The sequence below is a fragment of the Priestia sp. VA7 genome (assembly GCF_055710015.1).
In genome coordinates this window covers 34,502-53,806 of record NZ_JBVQPN010000003.1, presented here as the reverse complement: position 1 = coordinate 53,806, position 19,305 = coordinate 34,502, and the positions used below count along the sequence as shown (strand labels likewise).

Genomic DNA, 19,305 nt, shown 5'->3' with positions numbered 1-19,305 from the left:
TTCTTGTTATCAAACGTTTTGTAATAAATTTTGTCTTGTTTGTTTTGCAGACTCAACCATCACTTTTAAAGCTTCAACCGTCTCGCTGATTCCTCTTGTTTTAAGGCCGCAGTCGGGATTAATCCAAAATAATGCAGGATCAAGCACCTTTAGAGCGCGGTCAATGTTTCGTGTCAGCTCTTCAAGCTTCGGCACGCGCGGACTGTGGATATCATATACGCCAAGTCCAATTCCTTGATTGTACGTATGTTCTTCAAACGCATAAATTAATTCACCGTGGCTTTTAGACGTTTCAATGGAAATGACGTCGGCATCAAGCGCTTTGATCGCATCAATAATCTCTTCGAATTCTGAATAGCACATATGCGTGTGAATTTGCGTCTCATTTTGCACCGATACCGTCGCTAGCTTGAACGCATACACCGCAGCATTTAAGTAGCTGTTCCAGTTTTCTCGTTTTAACGGCAATCCTTCACGCAGCGCCGGTTCATCTACTTGAATCATTGAAATGCCCCGACTTTCAAGTGCTTCTACTTCTTTTCTAAGAGCAAGCGCAATCTGATTTGCCACGTCGTAGCGCGGGATATCATCACGCACAAACGACCAGTTTAAAATTGTAATCGGACCCGTCAGCATTCCTTTAACCGGCTTATCGGTTAGAGACTGTGCGTAGATCGTTTCTTTTATCGTCATCGCCTGTTCGTACGAGACATCTCCGTAAATAAGCGGCGGTTTCACGCAGCGAGAACCGTAAGATTGCACCCAGCCAAACTTCGTAAACTGAAAGCCTCCTAATTTCTCACCGAAGTACTCAACCATGTCCGTACGCTCAAACTCTCCGTGCACAAGGACATCTAAGCCGATATCTTCTTGAATTTCAATCCATTTTTTGATTTCCTCGTTAATGTACGCTTCATACGCTTCGTCTGTTAGTTCTCCTTTACGCCATTTTAGACGCTCTTTTCGCACTTCTTTTGTTTGCGGAAAGCTTCCAATCGTTGTCGTTGGAAGAAGCGGCAGCTGAAACGCTTCTTGTTGAACGCGTTGACGTACGTCAAACGGCGCTTGGCGCTCTGCTTTATAACTGTGCAGCTGCTTCAGCTCTTTTTGCACGTCTTGATGATTTCGAAAAGATGATCCATTTAATGCTTGAATCGCTTGTTTGCTTACACTTATTTCTTTTTCTATTGCTTCTTTTCCTTGCTGTACCGCTTTCGTTAACAGCGTGATTTCCTGTAGCTTTTCATCTGCAAAAGAGAGCGCATTTTTCAATACTGGATCAATCGTCTCTTCATTTTTCACCGTGACAGGAACATGTAACAGACTTGATGAAGGCTGCAGAATCAAACGGTCTTTTGATACGGCTTCTTCAATTTCACTGATCGTTAAAAGTTGTTCATCCAAATTTCCACGCCAAATGTTTCGTCCGTCAATCACTCCTGCTGCCAGCACTTTATCAGTTGGAAAACCATATTTATTAAGCGCCGTGAGATTTTCGCCTCGGTCATGTACAAAATCTAAGCCAATACCATGAACAGGAAGAGCAACTACTTCTTTATAGTGATCAATGCTGTCAAAATACGTTTGCAAAATGACTTTTACATTCGGTGCCGCTTCCTTCAAAGTTTGATAGACTTCTTTGTACAGCGCGATTTCTTCTTTTGATAGCGTTGTAGCTAAAACCGGCTCATCTATCTGCACCCACTCGACGCCTTCTGCCTGCAGCTCCGCTAAAATAGTTGCATAAAGCGGAACAAATTGTTCAACTACTTTTTCAAACTCACTTTCTTTATATCCTTTTGACAGCTTCACAAATGTTACTGGACCTAAAATAACGGGTTTACCTTTGATATTCAGCTTTTCTTTTGCTTCTTTGTAAAATTGAAGCGGCCGATTTTCTACAAGTGCCGGCGTACATTCCTCAAGCTCGGGTACGATGTAGTGATAATTTGTGTTAAACCATTTTGTCATCGTAGAAGCTACCGCACCTTTTGTTCCTCGCGCGATGTCAAAATACGTTTCAAGCGATACCGGTCCTCCGTCATATTCAAAGCGCTTTGGCACCAAACCAAACATAGCGGCTGTATCTAACACGTGATCGTATAAGCTAAAATCGCCGACTGGAATCAGTTCAATTCCTGCGTCACGCTGTTTTTTCAGATGCTCAAGACGAAGAGCTTCAATTTCCTGTAGAAAGATATCTTTCTCTAGTTTTCCTGCCCAAAACTGCTCAAGCGATTTTTTCCATTCTCGTTTTTCACCAATTCTTGGATAACCTACATTTGAACTTTTTACACTGCTCATTTTTTCCACTCCCTGTATATTTTTTTATCGATAAACTAAAAAATCTCTCTTTTCGAAATGAAAAGAGAGATGATACGCATACTTAACTAAAGTTGAGATAGTCTGTTTTTCTCAACACGTATTCCTCACTCCTCTCTATATCCCGTAGAGCTTAAGTGCATACAACAGGCAGGTCTCCTGACTTAGGTTCATCGCTTCTTATCCCTTCCCATTTCAACATGAAACAGTGGTTAATAAGTTGCTCCCCATTACAGTGGCGGGACCGCGCCGGCTTTTCACCGATCTTCCCTTTTAAGCTGCGTACATTCGTTACACAGCACCTGATGCATTTTTATAAAATTGTTCATTCAAAACACCTTCACATAAAATAAAAAGCCTCTCTATCATGAATAGAGAGGCATAGTATCTATGAAATCCTCTCTTATTTTTCAAAGCTGTACGCTTTGCAGGATGTAGCACCTTTTTAACAAGAATGTTAAATGGTTGCCGGGCTTCACAGGGCCAGTCCCTCCGCCTCTCTCAATAAGAGTTTTAATTGTTTATAATATTTTGAATGTAGAGTCATCTTAACACCTTAGATTTATGTTGTCAAAAGAAATTGCAAAAAAATTAGTTTTCAGGAGGTGCTGACGCTAATTTTTGTCTTAACAATTTGTAATCGTCTTTTCGATGTGTTTCGATCAAGTCTTTTGCTCCTTGGTGATATCCTGACGAATAAATGTACTCTACTGCTGTTTCAATAAGCTTTCTTTTTTCTTCGGCACACTCCCGGTCCATTAAGGGGAACAGTCTACCTAAAAGGTCATTTAAATCTTCCTTGATAAAACGATTAAGTCCTTCTTGCATCTTTTCGTTTGCCATGATTGCTCCTCCATTTGCTGTGTATATTCTAAGCCTCTATAAACAGGCAGTTCACTGTGAATTTTAAGATAAAGTTAAGTCATTAAACAGTATATCAAGTGAATGTTTTTCTTTAATTACATATGTAATACAAATATATGACAAATATAGAGAATATATCATCATTCATTATCTATTATAACGTTTGACTGAACCTTCTGCTACAAGGTTTCGTTAAGAGTTATGCACATTTTCCCAAAAGAGGTTGAGACATAACGAAATGAATTCAATCTAAAGGCAAATGGGATACATGAGCTGAATCGCTTGTGACACCGCAGTTGATTTCCGTACAAGACTTCGCTTCCCGCAGGAGTCTTCGTCTTGTCCTCCAATCACCTGCTAGAAAGATCTATACACATGAAACCTACGTTTACCCTAACAAAAAAAACGAACCACTAATCAAAGTGTTTGATTAGTGGTTCGTTTTTCACTTCAGCTAAAATACTTTTATCTCAGCATCTTACATTTAAAACATTTACGACAATTAAACATATTTATTACGCTCAACTGGACTTACAGAATTTCTTCCAGAACGAGCTGCCATGTCCGTTTCAATTTGCTCTAGGCTACGTCCTTTTGTTTCAACAACTACAAAACGTATGAAGAATAAACCGAGAATGCAAATGATTCCGAACGTTGAAAAAATAACGCCCAAACTAAACTGATCAGCTAAAATTGGGAACACAAGCCCTACTGCCAGCGATCCTGTCCAGTTAAAAGCAGATGAAATCCCAGCACCGATTCCGCGTACAGAAAGCGGGAAAATTTCTCCTACAATGATCCACGTAAGCGGCGCCCAAGAAAACGCATAGCAAAGGATAAAGCAGCAAAGAGCAATTAACGTAACCCAGTTCACGACGACTTCATTAACGCCTAATGCTCCTAGAATAGCCGGTGTGAAAAATGAAAGAGCCATTCCCGCACCGCCAATCGTAAGAATGGTACGGCGGTTGAATTTATCAACAAACTGCAGGAAGATAAGTGTTGTCACCACAAAAATCACCCCAACAATAACCGTAAAGCCAGCAGCTACCTGCGGGGCTAAACCAACTTGACGAGCAATGCTTGTTGCATAATAAACAATTGAGTTTGAGCCTTGAATCTGTTGAAAAGTTGCCATTCCGACACCGATAATTAAAGCTAAACGAAACTTTTTATGAAACAGCTGCTTAATGCCTGATTGTTCATGAACAGCTACGCTTTCAATTTCAGACACTTCAGCTTCCACTTCAGCTGTTGACCGGCGAAGCGTGCGCAGCACTTCACGCGCTTTATCTGGCATTCCATTTTTAATTAAGTAGCGAGGCGACTCTGGAAGCTTGATCATACCGATGCATAATACAATTGCAAAAATACCGGCGCTGCCAAGCATTAATCGCCAGCTGTTTGGAACGGGCTCAAAAATAAAGGCTACAATATAGCTTAATAATAATCCAATTACAATCATTAGCTGATTTAAACCTGAAAGCTTCCCGCGAATATTAGCAGGTGCGATTTCTGACATATAGGCAGGAACTAACGAAGAAGCCGTTCCTACTGCTGTACCTAAAAAGACGCGCGCAATCGTTAACGTAATTTCCTCTGGTGCAATCGCTGAACCGATGGAGCCTAAAAGAAAGATGATCGACGAAATTAAAATTAACTTTCTTCGTCCAAACTTATCGCCTAATAATCCGCTTAAAATGGAACCGATAATTGCTCCTCCCATTAGCGACGAAACCACAATTCCCAGCCAGAGCGGACTTAAATGAAACGCTTCACGGATATGACCTTCTGCACCAGCAATAATCCCAATATCATAACCGAATAAAATACCGGCAAATGAGCCGAAGAAGAAGATAAACTTACTTGATACTTTACTCATGATTATAGATCCCCTTTGTATTGTCTTAGTTTTGCTTCCTATCACACAAATTTAAAACGCTTTCATTTATTTCTAAAAACGGCGTTCTTTTACTAAGTTGCGCTATATTTTCACTTTCAAGGAAGCAGCGCTCCCTCGAAAGTAGTGATGCTTACTTAATAATGACGTACTCTAGATCAACAAGCTTTGCATAGCTCACGATTTGATCCGTCGTTAAATTTAATGAAAGAACCGTATGATGGCCTCCTCCGTTTTCAATCCACGCTTTAACGCCGTCTTGGAAGTTCGGCTTAATGTTCCAAAGCACGCGCGCTACCGGAAGATTTGGAGCAGGAACTTCCGGCTCAAATGCCGATACTTCGTTAATTAACAGCTTGTAATGCGTACCGAAGTCAGCCATGGAAACCACTACACCTTCTCCTTGTTTACCGTCAAACACTAAGCGGGCCGGATCTTCGCGGTTACCGATACCTAGCGGAGAAACGATTAGTTTTGGTTTGTTTACCGCTAGCGTCGGGTCTACTTCAAGCATGTGTGATTGAAGCACAGACTCACGTCCGGGAGCCAATTCATACGTATAGTCTTCCATAAAGCCCGTTGACTGATTATGGCTCATTACTTTAAGCAGGCGGTCAAGCGCCGCTGTTTTCCAGTCTCCTTCACCGGCAAAGCCGTAGCCCTGTGCCATCAAGCGCTGTACAGCTAGACCAGGGAGCTGTTTCATACCGTATAGATCTTCAAAGTTAGTGGTAAAGGCGCTGTAGCCGCCTTCATCTAGAAAACGTTTAATCGCAATTTCATAGCTTGCCTGTACTTTTACGCTAGACTCCCAGTCTTCTGCAGAATAACCGCCGTAAACAAATTCGTACGCGTCGGCATATTCAGCAAATAAATCATTGATTTCTTCTTCCGTAACGGCATTGACATATTGAACAAGATCACCGATTCCGAAGTAGTCAACCGTCCAGCCAAATTGAATTTGTGCTTCAATTTTGTCTCCTTCCGTTACGCCGACATTGCGCATATTGTCACCGAAACGCGCAACTTTAATGTTGAAGCTTTCGTTATAAGCAGCGGCTACGTCCATCCACTGTGCAATTTGCTGCTGTACTTCGGGGCGCTCCCAGTAGCCTACTACGATTTTATTTTGCTTGTTCAAACGCGCGTTGATAAAGCCATATTCACGATCACCGTGAGCGGACTGATTCAAGTTCATAAAATCCATATCAATCGTTTCCCAAGGAATGCTTTCGTTAAATTGTGTCGCCAAATGAAGCAGCGGTTTTTGCAGTAGTTTGGTGCCGCGAATCCACATTTTTGCAGGCGAGAACGTATGCATCCACGTGATCACACCGGCAACTTCATCTCGGTAATTCACTTCTTTCATCATGTTTGTAATCGTATCAGCACTCACAGCTAAATCTTGCAGCACAATCGGATAAGGCAAGACACCGCTTTCATTTAAAGCATCAGTCATTGTTTGCGCGTGTGCTTTTACTTCTGCTAATGCTTCTTTTCCGTAAAGATGCTGTGAACCAACAATAAACCAAAATTCTTTTTGAGCTGTTTTTAACATGATAATCCCCTTTTCTGTATGTAAGTCTTTTACTGTCCTTGCCCGTAATACGCGTTTTTTCCGTGTTTTCGTAAATAATGTTTGTCTAATATGCGCTGCGGCAGCTCTTCAGCCAGCCCGTTTAATTTTTGTGTAAAGAAGTTCATTTTGGATACTTCGTCTAATACGACGCTGTTCATCACCGCTGATTTGGCATCTTTTCCCCACGTAAACGGCCCGTGCCCTTGAAGTAAAATACCAGGAACCGCTAACACATCTAAGTCGCGCTCTTCAAATGTTTCAATGATCACCTTGCCCGTTTCCACTTCATATCCGTCATTCACTTCTTTTTCGGTCAAAAAGCGCGCGCACGGTACGGAACCATAAAAGGTATCGGCATGCGTCGTTCCCATTGGCTGCACATCAAGCCCTGCTTGAGCCCAAATCGTCGCCCACGTTGAATGCGTATGGGCAATACCGCCAATTTGCGGGTAATGTTTATAGAGTACGGCATGCGTCAGCGTATCAGATGACGGGTTAAGCTCACCTTCTACCACGCGCCCCTCTAGGTCTACGACTACCATGTCTTTGGCCGTCATTTTCTCGTACGTCACACCGCTTGGTTTAATCACAAACAAACCGCTGTCTCGATCAATGGCACTTACATTTCCCCACGTGTACTTGACCAGTCCGTGTTTTGGCAAATCGACGTTTGCTTGAAATACTTCTTCTTTTAATTTATCTAGCACAATAACTCCTCCCGTTCTTCGCTGTGGTGCTCTGCAGCTGCTTTTTCAATCACTAGCCCTTTTTTATATCTTTTAATAAATGCTTCAAATCCTTTTACATCGAGTTCGTCAGGATAAATCTCTTGTGCGGTCACTTCTTTAAAGACTTTATCATCCAAGAAATCTTCTAAACTTTCATTCTCACTTTTATTGAGCATATAAGAAGAAAGGATAGCCATTCCCCACGCGCCGCCTTCTCCTGCTGTGTCCATGACGGAAACAGGCGTGTTGATTGCCGCTGCCATCATTTTTTGACCAACTACCGGCGTTTTAAATAATCCTCCGTGCGCTAAAATGCTGTGAATCTTTACGTTTTCTTCTTTGACTAAAAGATCCATCCCTATTTTTAAAGCGCCAAAAGCTGTAAAAAGATGTGTACGCATAAAGTTTGCTAGATTAAAATTGCTTTTTGCTGAACGGACAAATAGCGGACGGCCACTTTCTACTCCGGTAATATTTTCACCTGAGAAATAGCCGTAGCTTAGCAAGCCCCCTCCATCAGGATCAGCTTCTAGCGCTTTATTTAACATTACTTGAAATAATTTATCCGACTCTACTTTTTGCCCCATCGCCTCCGAAAATTCGCGAAACAATCCGAGCCAGGCGTTTAAGTCGCTTGAGCAGTTATTCGCATGAACCATGGCAACTGGACTGCCGTTTGGCGTGGTAACCAAATCAATTTCCGGATAAACGTTTAAAAGCTTTTTATCTAGTACAATCATCGCAAAAACGGACGTTCCTACTGAAACATTTCCCGTGCGTTTTCTTACGCTGTTTGTCGCCACCATTCCCGTTCCCGCATCTCCTTCTGGAGGACAAAACGGAATGCCCGGCTGCAAATTTTTTGATTGATCTAAAATGCTGGCTCCTATCGCTGTTAATGTACCTGCTTGCTCGCCTGAAGTATGAACTGCAGGCAGAATATCTGATAGTTGCCATGGATATCCTTTGTCAGAAATAAGCTCATTAAACTGCTTCATCATACCTTCACTGTAATTTTGCGTACGTTCATCAATTGGGAACATCCCTGAAGCGTCTCCAATGCCAAGCGCCTTACTGCCTGTCAGCAGCCAGTGAATATAGCCGGCTAGCGTTGTCATGTAATCAATGCGCGGCAGATGTTTTTCTTGATTGATGATTGCCTGATACAGATGCGCAATGCTCCATCGTTCAGGAATATTAAATTGGAAATGTTCAGTTAATTCTTTTGCTGCTGCGCTTGTTGTTGCATTACGCCACGTTCGAAACGGAACTAGCAGCTCACCCGTTTTATCAAACGCCATATATCCGTGCATCATAGCTGAAACGCCGATGGAGCCAACTGTTCGAATGGTGATCCCGTAGCTTCGTTCCACTTCTTGCTTCATTTCACGGTAAGCACTTTGCAGACCTGTAATAATATCGAGTAAGTTGTACGTCCAAAAACCGTCTTCTAAGAGATTTTCCCATTCATAACTGCCTGATGCGATCGTTTCAAAGTTTTCATCGATCAGCAACGCTTTAATACGAGTAGATCCAAGTTCAATTCCAAGGGACGTTTTCCCTTTAGCAATTGCTTGTTTTATGCTTTCTTGAGTTGTTTTCACGTTTAATCTCCTTTCTGATAGCTATAACAATACCTATAGCAGTAAGGAAGCGCTTTCCGTTTTATGTAACACTGTTTGAATTTGTTAACAACTTAAGTATATTTATTTGTACGTACATTTGTCAATATAAAAATTATATATGCACACAAATACTTAAAACACCCTACTATTCCTTTCTTAAACTTTTAAAAAATCGGTATTCAACCCTTAAATCATTTTCCTTTCGATTAAAAATCAAGGAAATCTTTTCATTTATTCACGTTCATGATAAAATATGTCCATACAAATTTTATACATAAAAAAAGTTGAATGTATACAACTACGAAAGAAGTGAAAACATGAAGCCAAAATATCAGGTGATTATTGAGGATATAAAAAGCAAAATTCTTTCAGGCGATTACAGCATGGGCGAACAAATCCCGACTGAATCGGTCATGCAAGAAACGTATGGTGTCAGCAGACATACGGTTCGAAAAGCCATTTTAGAGCTGTCGAATGAAGGATTTTTAAGAAGCGAAAAAGGATCTGGCACCTATGTAAGCAATCAGTATCAATCCAAATCTAGCGGGGCTTCTGCCAACAAAACAATCGGTGTAATTACCACGTATATTTCCGACTATATTTTCCCTTCTATTATTCGCGGAATTGAAAGCAGATTAAATAAAGATAATTATTCGCTGCTGCTGGCAAGCACGAATAACGATGTGGAACAAGAAAAAAAAGCGCTGGAAATGATGCTTTCCTACGGAGTAGACGGTCTAATTGTTGAGCCTACAAAAAGTAATTTGTACAATCCAAACATCTCTTATTATTTATCATTCAAAGAACAAGACGTTCCGTTTACGATGATTAACGCCTACTACGAAGAATTGGACGTTCCGTTTTTTTGTCTAGACGACGTTCAGTCAAGCTACCTTGCCACAAATGAATTAATTTCAAAAGGACATACTCAAATCGGGCTCATCGCAAAAATGGATGACCTGCAGGGAAAGTACCGAATGAAAGGCTACATAAAAGCGCTCGGTGATGCAAAACTCCGCTTTCAGCCTGAGCATATTCTGTCTTTTAACACCGAAACAAAGCTTGATTTGTACGCTAATTTAAAAGAGTTTCTCACTGAAAACAAAGACGAAATGACGGCTCTTGTCTGCTATAACGATGAAGTCGGATTAGAAGTTGTAAATGTATGCAGACAGCTTGGTATGTCCATTCCGGACAAGTTGTCAATTATTGGTCAAGACAATTCGTACATCGCTAAAAATGCGACGATTAATTTAACAACGCTAACACACCCGCAAGAACAAATGGGACACGACGCGGCAGATTGGATCATTAAAAAGCTGCAGGGCAAAAAAGATTTGCCAAACGAAACCTACTATCAGCCGGTGTTAGTTGAAGGTGAAACGATTAAAGAGTTAAATGCGAAGCGTGATGAAGTTCGTTAAAAGAAGGCTCCCTTAGAGGTCTATAAAACTTCTTATGAGAGAAAGGGATGCACATTATTATGCATCCCTTTCTTTATGTACTAATTCCCTTTATAACGGAGCCTGAATGTTGAGATATACTCCTTTTTCGATCTTTTGTTTTGCTTGTTCTATTAGTCTTTTAGCAATAAGTGATAGCTGAGATACAGAATTCGCCCCATTTGAACTAATAACAAGAGGGTCAACCCAGCGCATTTTTGTCGTTTGGTGAACATCATAACAAGAAGCAGTGCCTTTTTGTACTTTGCTGTTAAAAAGAGCAGATAACATCCCTTCAACGCTGCTATCTCCAGCGTTTTTCAGCAGCCAAACCACATCGTCATCCTGCTTTAAAAAATCTTCGATAGATAAAATATCTTTTTGCAAAGCGAGCTTGATAGTTTCCGTCAGCTGATGATTTCCAAACATATTAAGCGGATTCATAAAAAAGCCAATCACTTCTTTGTAGTAAGCATCCACAAACCACTCTGCCGCTGATAAATTACTGCACGCCATTTGTCCATTAAATACGACAAGCTGATCCAAAAACGCATGCACTTCTTGTAAAGTAATCTCCCCGCATACGTACAAATCCCGCAGCGTATAATCCACGCGGTCAGCGCATAAGTGCGGAGCTTGCTGTTCGAGCAGCGTCCACTGGCTTTCATCGAGTAAGATCTCTCGCCAGTTTAAATCGGCGCTTTTTAAAATAGAAGGAATAGACGACTGAGTCACAATTTGTTCGTAAATCATTTCATGATAATTTTCTTCTTTTTGTCCCAAAACATAGTCAATCACATGAGAAAATGCCGTATGTGAAACGTCATGTAATAAAGCCGCTATTTGCTCTTCCAAAGAGCCTCCGAGTCTATTTACAAGCATCATCGCACCAATGGAATGATCATATCGAGTAGTATTCCAGTTTTCATTTACAAACCGGCTCGCTCCGCCTTGGTAAATTCCTTTTAAACGCTGTACAGGATCACTTTGAATGAGTTCTAAAAGAACGCCGTCTGCTTCAAATTTCCCGTACAGCTCATCATAAAGTATGAGCATATTTCTCTCTCCTTTTACTAACTATTTTGGACTTATTTTAATCTAACTTGAGACATCGCAGGGTTCCATTTGCCTGTAACTAAAAACGACCTCGTCTTACCAGAGGTCGTTTTTTATTATTCACTTGACGCTTTAATTCGATCAAAATACTGCTTTGCAGGAAGCAAACCAAGATTTTTTTCTTTCCGTATATATTTAATAACATCAACGTCTCTTCTGCCATTTCGAATCAAAAGATTGACTTTATTTTCAAAAGTCTCGTCTTTCTCTATTTCTAGCTGCTTCCACTCTTCATCTAAATCACGTTTAGGTGTTTTGAGCAGGAATATCACTAGTATAACAAGAACGCTACTTGTGGTGATATAAAGCCAAAGCCAATCGAGAAACCAGCTGTTAATCACATTCACTATGATGAGAATGGTGAAACAAGAGTATAGTCTTGTTTGATACTTATTAGCTTTTTTTGAATCTATTTTATTAAAAAATATCCCCACCGTCAGCCTCCTTTTAGCATTTCATTGGCGCTTTTTTCTATTAATCTCTTTTTGTGCATGAAGCAAATCTACATCATACAAATTACCATTTAACCTAACAAATAGCAATCAAGTTCACCCTATCATACTCTTTATCTCATTGACTACTCATAAAAAATACAGGGCTCTTTTCAAAGCCCTGCACTTTTATTTCATATTTAAATAAGGTTAAACGCTTTTACCACTTGAGCAACCGTAAACGTAACGCCAATCGCAATCACTGTTGGAATCGCAAAAGCAAGAAACGTCCATTTTGCATTTTTGGTTTCTTTATAAATATTCACAAGCGTCGTTCCGCACGGAAAATGCAGAAGCGAAAACAACATCATGTTAAGAGCCGTTAGCCACGTCCAGTGGTGATCAAGGAAAATTTGTTTCAGTCGAGTCGCATCTTCAATTTCAATTAATGAACCCGTTGATAAATACGCCATTAATAGAACAGGTACCACAATTTCATTAGCCGGCAAGCCAATGATAAAAGCAGCTAATATATAACCGTCTAGTCCTAGCGATTTAGCAAACGGATCAAGAAACTGAACAAAATGCATTAAAATACTCGTATCACCGATATAGATGTTGGCCAGTACCCACGTTAACACCGCTGCGGGTGCTGCAACAATAATCGCGCGTTTTAACACGAACAGCGATTTATCGAGCGTCGCGCGCACAATTGTATCAACAAATTTCGGCTTGCGGTAAGGCGGAAGCTCTAGCGTATAGTGAGTTGGAACTCCGCGCAGTGCCGTTTTAGACAGTGCCCACGATACAAACAGCGTCACCACAATTCCAAATAACACTGTTCCGACTACAACAAGCGCCGTTACGAAAGTTTTAGCACTCCCTGTAAAGCCGGTCGCCATAAATAAAGAAGCTAATAAAATCAGCGTAGGCCATCTGCCGTTACATGGAACAAAATTATTTGTTAAAATCGCCATCATACGTTCACGAGGCGATTCAATAATACGAGTCGACATAATCGCCGCGGCGTTACATCCAAATCCCATCGCCATCGTTAGTGACTGCTTTCCGTGTGCACCTGCTCGTTTGAACAAACGATCCATATTAAACGCGACGCGAGGCAAGTAGCCGTAGTTTTCTAAAAGGGCAAATACCGGGAAAAAGATGGCCATTGGAGGCAGCATGACACTAATGACCCATCCTGTACCTCGAAACAGCCCTAGTACAAGAATTCCGTGCAGCCATTCCGGCGCATGCATCGCTTGAAAGAAAGCTGTTAAGTACCCTTCCGCCCAGCCAAAACCTTGTGCGATTAATCCAGAAGGAACATTTGCGCCGGCTATGGTGATATAAAAAATTACTGATAAAATACCAAGCATAATTGGAAATCCCCAAATTGGCGAGGTAAAGACTTTATCTAGCTTTTCTGTGCGCTGAAGCTTTGAGCGGTCTTCGTACACAACTGATTTTTTACATATTTGCTGTGACGACTGATAAATGCTTGCCACCATATTTGAACGATGATCTTTTTCTTTTGCCTGCTGGGCATAGCGCGTTAATTGTTCCATTGCTAATGAGTTTTCAGGAATTAACGGATTTCCCATATGCGCTGTTCCTCCTTTCTGTGTGACTGATGTTTTGCTGCTGACGCAGCTGAATCGTTTCTAAAAATGACGTATCTCCATCAAGAACCCGTAAAGCAATCCAGCGCAAAGGAAATTGATTTCCAACAATAGAAGCGACTTGAGGTTCTAGCTCCTTTAGTGACGCTTCAATTTCTTTTGTGTACTGTACCTGGTAAGGGTTAAGTTTTACCTGCCCTCGCACGACTCCTTCAATTGCATCGAGCAAATTTATAATTCCTTTTCTATTACGTGCTGATATAGGCACAACCGGTACGCCTAACGATTCAGCGAGCTTTTTTTCGTTAATCACAATTCCTTTTTTCTTTGCTTCATCCATTAAGTTCACGCAAATCACGACGTTTTCAGTCATTTCCATCACTTGCAGCGCTAAATTAAGATTTCGCTCCATCGCCGTTGCATCGACCACCACAACCGTAACGTCAGGTCTTTCAAATAAAATATAGTCACGCGCTACTTCTTCATCTGCCGAATTTGAATACAGTGAATACGTTCCAGGCAAATCGACAATTGTGTAGAGCTGCTGGTGGTGTTCAAACGTCCCTTCTGCTTTGGCTACCGTTTTTCCCGTCCAGTTTCCCGTGTGTTGCTTAAGACCGGTCAAGCTATTAAATAACGTACTTTTTCCTGTGTTCGGATTTCCTGCTAATGCAATACGATACTTACTCATCGTCATCACCTACTTTTTTTACATAAATTTTTGAGCTCTCTTCTTTTCTGAGACCAATCGTTGTATGACTGACTTGATAAGCAACAGGATCTCCTAACGGGCTTTTTTGAAGCACTTTGATAATTGCTCCTGGAATAAATCCTAAATCTAACAAGCGTCGCTTTAAGGCACCCTCGATTTCGATTCGCTCTAGCTGTACCGTTTCACCTGTCGTAAATGTAGACAATGGATAATTATTTACACTAGCCATCTATTTTTCGTCCCTTCTCATTTTTTACCTAAGGTTATGTTTTTTTCATTAGACCAACTTTTAAGGTAAAAAAAATATGCTCGTTGATTTTTAATAGGGTATTCTGCTGGTGCAGAAAAATGAACATGTCAGCATAATTTATTTAAAATTTTCAGTTTTTACTTGTTATGATACCAAAAGTTTACCACAGGAAACTTTTTTAGTCTAGGGTAAAATACTGTGTTTTTTCTTATTTCTACTGAAGGCATAAAGTGCGCTGGTCTATTTTATTTAATCATTTAATAAGAGGAATCAAGTCGAAAAATAATTTAGTAAAAACGAATTGATAAAAATAAAAAACTGTAAAAATATGCTATACTAGTGAATGGGTTTTTTTTGAAAATAAAGTATTGATTAGCTTTAAAACCTCAAAAAATCACTTTAGGAGGCTTTTATGAAAAGGTTCAAAAGAGTTAGCGCAGTTGTTTTAGGTTTGGCTTTGTTATTCACGCCGCTTGCTCCGCAAACAGTTGCAGAAGCAAAAGTCGTGTGGGGGAATCAGGAGCTGGTTAAAGGGCAAATAGGACGCGTTACCGTTTTAAAGAACACTAATCTTTACAACATTAAAAACAACAAGTTAGTAGCGGCTAGAAAAGTGACAAAAGGGCAAGTATTCCGCGTGTATTCTGAGTCCAGCAAATTTGGTGGTCTGTATGGGGTATCAAAGGGCACCTATGCTCAAAAGTCATCAAGTATTAAGTATGAAAAAGCGCCTAGTGACAAAATTCAAGCACTAGGAGTAACAGTTACAAAGAAATCTTTAGCAAGCAACATTAGCTATCCGCAGGTATCCGGCCTTATCAATAAACCATTTGAAGCTAGCTATAATCGAAAATTTTTAAATATTGCAAAAGAAGTACAAAAAGAACACAACGAGCTAAAAGAACAAGAAAAGGAAGACCGCAAAAGCGGCTGGGCACCAGGTCCTTATTCTCGTAATATGACATACTCTGTACCTTACAACCAAGATAATATTTTAAGTGTTGCTATTACGAATGATGCGTACGCTGGCGGCGCTCACGGCAACGCTTGGATTGATACTTATAATTACGATTTGTTGAAAGCTCGACAAATTAGCTTAAAAGATATTATTAACAACAACACTAAGTTGAATAAAGTTAATAACTATATTCGTAATGAAATGATTGCTCGCAATAAAAAAGGTGCTCAGTTCTGGGTTAATGAATTTAAGTCTGTAAACTTAAAAGAAGATCAGTTTTACTACACAAGTAGCGGCATTGCCATTATATTTGGTGAGTATGAGTACGGCCCGTATTCTAACGGCATTCATACGTTTAAAATTCCTTCCAGCGTTTATAAATAAGATTGTCTTATAAAACAAAAAAGAAGCCTGCGAACCATCAGTTCATAAGCTTCTTTTTCTTTTTTTCTGCAAAATAAGCGGAGCAAAAAAGAAAGGTTATCCCTAATCTCCTTCCCTTTTACCATCATTTTTTCGGATATTGCAGAAAATCAAATTATACAGCCATAGAAGAACTCAGGGCTGCCTACATTACGCTGCTGATAGCCGAGAAAAACTGCTTTTTGAGGTATTTTTATAGTGATTGAAAAAGTGAAATGGTCAGAACTAACGTCAGCAAGGAGCCTGCGGATGTTAACATCATTATTTTTCGGTTACTCTGATTCTTTTCAGGTTTTAAAAACTCTTGAATGGCTACAAACCAGATAACAAAAGTGATTAAAGAAAGTATTCCCATAGACATACGAGCCTCTCCATTCATATATGTATTTAAATTTTTAACACATCTAATCAACAAACTTTCCAGACCAAGTTACTAAAATAAATGCCACTCCTTATCCAATATTAATATAAAATCCCATAACCCTTTAATGCATTGTGTAAAACCACAATAGAAAAAATCGAAAGCGTAATTAGGCACTTACAAAAACATAATGTAAATATTGAAGAAGGACCAGTAAAACGTACAGGTGCTGTAGGGCCTATTGTTTCTGTCTATATTCGGGATCCTGACTACAATTTGATTGAGCTATCCAATTACGTAGATTAAAGCGTCCTTATTTAAAAAGAGCTGTTTTCATAAATATTGTTGCTATATCATAGACCTCAAAAGAAAACTCGCAATAGAAGTTTGCAAGTTTTCTTTATTATGTAAGGGACCTTGCTTCCTATAAAATGCGCCCTTACAATCTAATTAACAACCAAATTGATCGTATCTTCCTGTATTGTATACTGCCCCATTATTTCTCCAATACCAGCAATTAAAAGGGAATCACCAGTTTCCAATGGTTTATCCTTTAATAGGATGAGTAATTTATTTATATTTTTTAATCCATCCGCACAATAGGTAAGAGATGGTTGTTGAATAAAGTATTCTTGGTTATTTATCCTTACTTTTATATAATTTTTATGTAATAACCTGTTCTCAAAAGGGACAATATTCATCGGATCAAAGGATAAAGCAATGATTTCTCCTTCGATAAAAAGATGGGTTCCTATCTGTGCTTCGAATTCATCAAGTTCTTTCTTCCTTGATTCAATTGCAAAATTTACTGCTGCTTCTGTTTCCGGGCTTATTTGAACCTCTTCAATTGCCTGTTTTCGAGGGGCAATATCAAGAAATTTGATTAACTCAAATAGTGTTGTTTTAGTACCCAAAAAACTTTCCTTCCAATCGGGTGACAATTCATCCAGCAACAAACACATAAATAAGCCTGAACTGTAACAGCTCCGCCTTATATTGGAAGTGGATTCAACGGCGTTTATTAGATTTTTTCTATATATTTCTAAAACTAAATCATTAGCGAGCGAAGATTTTTCTGAAAAAGCCTTTATTTCAACGTACCAGGCAGGTCCTTCAACAGATTCAATTAAGTTTTCATATGTTAGATGCTCTTTTATTCCTTCTGCCCTTTTTTCCCTTAGGCTGATAAACTCGTTCAAATACTGCTTCTTTTTACTGATATCAGTTTCTAACAATGCATTATAAAGACTTTTCCTTTCGCGATTTCGAATTTCTACATTCTCTTTTGTTAAGGGATAGGTTATTCCCAGCATTTCATCAGGGAAGCGTTTTTCCTCTTTTATATACTGATTTTCGTGGAACAATTCGTGGACCAATATCGAAAAAAGTCCTTCATAGTCATCGTACAATTCCATATCAGCAATAGCCGTAGGATAGCCATCAAATAGAATAAGCGTATTTCCCACAAACTGCTCGCCCCGTTTTAAAATTTCATATGATTTAGGAGGAATGTTATTATACCTAGGATGATTGAACAGGATTACACTCTTTTCGTCGTACAATGCATAGGCAACAAGTTCAAAATTTGGCCAATACCTTTCTAAGCTCATGTTAGTTAAGTCCTTGGCAATTTGATTCAGAAAATGATTCATTCTTTTCATCCCCAATTGGTAATTCCCTAAGGAAAGAGAATATTCTTTTTTAGAAAAAAGGGCTTGCTCAACTTTACTTCCTCGTTAGTTGAACAAGATTACTGTTATTATCCTAATTTTACCACAAATTCCCTAACGTTTGGTTTGCTGTCTAGGAAGAAACGAAATGATTAAAAAATTAAACCATTTTGTGCTGACGGTAAAGGATATTGAAGAAGCGAGCTTATAAAAAAAAGAGAATGCATAAGGCATTCTCTTTTTAAATGGCTATTACGGTACTACTCTTCAGACTTGCCTACCTCTACTTTTTTCGTAAACATTTTCATGTCACCGTCCACCGTCACGTGAGCGGTAATCATATATTCGCCTTCTTCTTTAAACGTATAGTCCGTGCTGTATACACCTTTTCCTTCGTGCGGCGCTTTTGTCATTTCTTGATTGATATAGCCTTCTTTTTCAACTTGAAACTGCACGTCATCGGCGTTTTCCACTTTTTTATCTCCTTGCGTCACAAGGACTTTAAGCTTGACTTGTTCATTTGCTTGAATTGATTCCGGTACTTCAATCGTTCCTTTTACTTCTTTTGAACTTGAATCATTTTTTGAACAGCCTACTATAGCTATCATTAAAACAAATAATACGATGCTGAGTTTTTTCATTATGTTGTTCTCCTTTATTATGTAAATGTGAAGTCTTCCTGCAATTTCATATTATACTTATTTATCCGGTAAAAAGAGAAAAAATGCTTATTGTCCACATAAAGTTCTTATTTCTACAGTAGCTTTTGCATCTTTTCATTTCTCTACTCGCCCTTCGCTTTATAAAAAAAGCTGAAGAAGCTCATTGCCTTCTCCAGCTTTGCCTTTATCTCTGCGGTTCTTCTAACGTGTACGATGAGAGGGCGTTTTCTACCCATCGTACAAAATCCTTGCTTGCTCTCCAATCAATATTTAATATCCCTTCTGCGCTTCCTGAAGGAATACACTTTACTTTGTTTGGACCGGACACATTTTCTAAAATAATCGTTAGTGATCCTCTGCCGCCGGTGCGGAAAAAATAGCGTTCAAACACAAGCGTACACATCTGCTTGCCGTCTCCGAGATCATAATATTCCTTGTATAATAAGTCACTTTCGGAATTATTTGCATTCACAAGCTTTTTTGCTCCATCAAAAGGAAGCAGCGTCGTTTTAAACTCAATTACCTTTTCCATCACTCAAGCCCCTTTCTATCGCAACAGATATGTACTACTTCTCTTTTTCTCTCTAAAAAACCTGCCGCTTCTCTTTATGTACAATATGGTACAATAGAAGAAAAAGAA

The 19,305-nt window shown here is 39.6% G+C and carries 17 protein-coding genes, 1 pseudogene and 2 riboswitches; of the genes and pseudogenes, 3 read left to right on the top strand and 15 right to left on the bottom strand.

Annotated features, from left to right (window positions below; translation table 11 throughout):
* Positions 1–9: 9 nt before the first annotated feature.
* The 6 genes from metE to AC0C45_RS12625 all read right to left on the bottom strand — a co-directional run bounded on the left by metE (position 10) and on the right by AC0C45_RS12625 (position 8,997).
* Positions 10–2,304, bottom strand: coding sequence for a 5-methyltetrahydropteroyltriglutamate--homocysteine S-methyltransferase (gene metE, locus AC0C45_RS12650; RefSeq protein WP_257061777.1), 2,295 nt, complete (start codon positions 2,302–2,304; stop codon positions 10–12).
* Positions 2,305–2,454: 150 nt separating this feature from the next.
* A riboswitch (cobalamin riboswitch) is annotated at positions 2,455–2,643 on the bottom strand.
* 79 nt (positions 2,644–2,722) lie between these two features.
* Positions 2,723–2,833: riboswitch (SAM riboswitch) on the bottom strand.
* An 80-nt stretch (positions 2,834–2,913) separates the two neighbouring features.
* The gene (locus AC0C45_RS12645; RefSeq protein WP_034650120.1) at positions 2,914–3,165 is read right to left on the bottom strand and encodes a hypothetical protein; all 252 of its coding nucleotides are present in this window, start codon (positions 3,163–3,165) and stop codon (positions 2,914–2,916) included.
* Positions 3,166–3,688: 523 nt separating this feature from the next.
* Entirely contained in the window at positions 3,689–5,068 is a 1,380-nt protein-coding gene (locus AC0C45_RS12640) for a sugar porter family MFS transporter (RefSeq protein ID WP_013084232.1), read from the bottom strand.
* Positions 5,069–5,219: 151 nt separating this feature from the next.
* Positions 5,220–6,644: an L-arabinose isomerase gene (gene araA, locus AC0C45_RS12635; protein ID WP_034650118.1), complete on the bottom strand. Its 1,425-nt coding sequence runs from the start codon at positions 6,642–6,644 to the stop codon at positions 5,220–5,222.
* A gap of 29 nt (positions 6,645–6,673) precedes the next feature.
* Positions 6,674–7,372, bottom strand: coding sequence for an L-ribulose-5-phosphate 4-epimerase (locus tag AC0C45_RS12630; RefSeq protein ID WP_034650117.1), 699 nt, complete (start codon positions 7,370–7,372; stop codon positions 6,674–6,676).
* Positions 7,366–8,997, bottom strand: coding sequence for a xylulokinase (locus AC0C45_RS12625; RefSeq protein WP_034650116.1), 1,632 nt, complete (start codon positions 8,995–8,997; stop codon positions 7,366–7,368). The genes AC0C45_RS12630 and AC0C45_RS12625 overlap by 7 nt, the downstream gene beginning before the upstream one ends.
* Before the next feature lie 338 nt (positions 8,998–9,335).
* Between AC0C45_RS12625 and AC0C45_RS12620 the strand changes: the two genes are divergently transcribed.
* Positions 9,336–10,442, top strand: a complete 1,107-nt coding sequence (locus tag AC0C45_RS12620; RefSeq protein WP_034650115.1) for a GntR family transcriptional regulator — start codon at positions 9,336–9,338, stop codon at positions 10,440–10,442.
* Between the two features lie 90 nt (positions 10,443–10,532).
* Here the strand turns inward: AC0C45_RS12620 and AC0C45_RS12615 are convergent, their stop codons facing one another.
* From AC0C45_RS12615 to AC0C45_RS12595, 5 genes are all read right to left on the bottom strand, one after another.
* Positions 10,533–11,516, bottom strand: a complete 984-nt coding sequence (locus AC0C45_RS12615; protein WP_237892679.1) for an HD domain-containing protein — start codon at positions 11,514–11,516, stop codon at positions 10,533–10,535.
* 116 nt (positions 11,517–11,632) lie between these two features.
* Complete coding sequence (locus tag AC0C45_RS12610; protein WP_013084238.1) at positions 11,633–12,010, bottom strand: hypothetical protein; 378 nt, start codon at positions 12,008–12,010, stop codon at positions 11,633–11,635.
* A 197-nt stretch (positions 12,011–12,207) separates the two neighbouring features.
* Complete coding sequence (locus AC0C45_RS12605) at positions 12,208–13,575, bottom strand: nucleoside recognition domain-containing protein (protein ID WP_053487989.1); 1,368 nt, start codon at positions 13,573–13,575, stop codon at positions 12,208–12,210.
* Between the two features lie 13 nt (positions 13,576–13,588).
* Positions 13,589–14,320, bottom strand: a complete 732-nt coding sequence (locus tag AC0C45_RS12600; protein ID WP_171776846.1) for a FeoB small GTPase domain-containing protein — start codon at positions 14,318–14,320, stop codon at positions 13,589–13,591.
* Entirely contained in the window at positions 14,313–14,570 is a 258-nt protein-coding gene (locus AC0C45_RS12595; protein ID WP_013084241.1) for a FeoA family protein, read from the bottom strand. The genes AC0C45_RS12600 and AC0C45_RS12595 overlap by 8 nt, the downstream gene beginning before the upstream one ends.
* A gap of 433 nt (positions 14,571–15,003) precedes the next feature.
* Here AC0C45_RS12595 and AC0C45_RS12590 point away from each other — a divergent pair, with 433 nt between their 5' ends.
* Positions 15,004–15,933, top strand: a complete 930-nt coding sequence (locus AC0C45_RS12590) for a DUF3298 and DUF4163 domain-containing protein (protein WP_472928175.1) — start codon at positions 15,004–15,006, stop codon at positions 15,931–15,933.
* A 232-nt stretch (positions 15,934–16,165) separates the two neighbouring features.
* Here AC0C45_RS12590 and AC0C45_RS12585 read toward each other — a convergent pair whose 3' ends face one another.
* Positions 16,166–16,333 (bottom strand): hypothetical protein, encoded by a 168-nt coding sequence (locus AC0C45_RS12585; protein WP_168797082.1) that lies wholly within the window; start codon positions 16,331–16,333, stop codon positions 16,166–16,168.
* Positions 16,334–16,483: 150 nt separating this feature from the next.
* On the opposite strand from AC0C45_RS12585, the pseudogene AC0C45_RS12580 reads away from it, so the two are divergent.
* Positions 16,484–16,639: pseudogene (locus tag AC0C45_RS12580) on the top strand (VOC family protein); the annotation flags it as partial.
* A 140-nt stretch (positions 16,640–16,779) separates the two neighbouring features.
* On the opposite strand, the gene AC0C45_RS12575 reads toward AC0C45_RS12580, so the two are convergent.
* The 3 genes from AC0C45_RS12575 to AC0C45_RS12565 all read right to left on the bottom strand — a co-directional run bounded on the left by AC0C45_RS12575 (position 16,780) and on the right by AC0C45_RS12565 (position 19,197).
* The gene (locus tag AC0C45_RS12575) at positions 16,780–17,985 is read right to left on the bottom strand and encodes a hypothetical protein (RefSeq protein WP_472928174.1); all 1,206 of its coding nucleotides are present in this window, start codon (positions 17,983–17,985) and stop codon (positions 16,780–16,782) included.
* 278 nt (positions 17,986–18,263) lie between these two features.
* A complete protein-coding gene (locus AC0C45_RS12570) occupies positions 18,264–18,644 on the bottom strand; it encodes a FixH family protein (RefSeq protein ID WP_472928173.1) in 381 nt (126 codons plus the stop codon).
* Positions 18,645–18,849: 205 nt separating this feature from the next.
* A complete protein-coding gene (locus AC0C45_RS12565; protein WP_237892681.1) occupies positions 18,850–19,197 on the bottom strand; it encodes a DUF6054 family protein in 348 nt (115 codons plus the stop codon).
* Between the last annotated feature and the right edge of the window lie 108 nt (positions 19,198–19,305).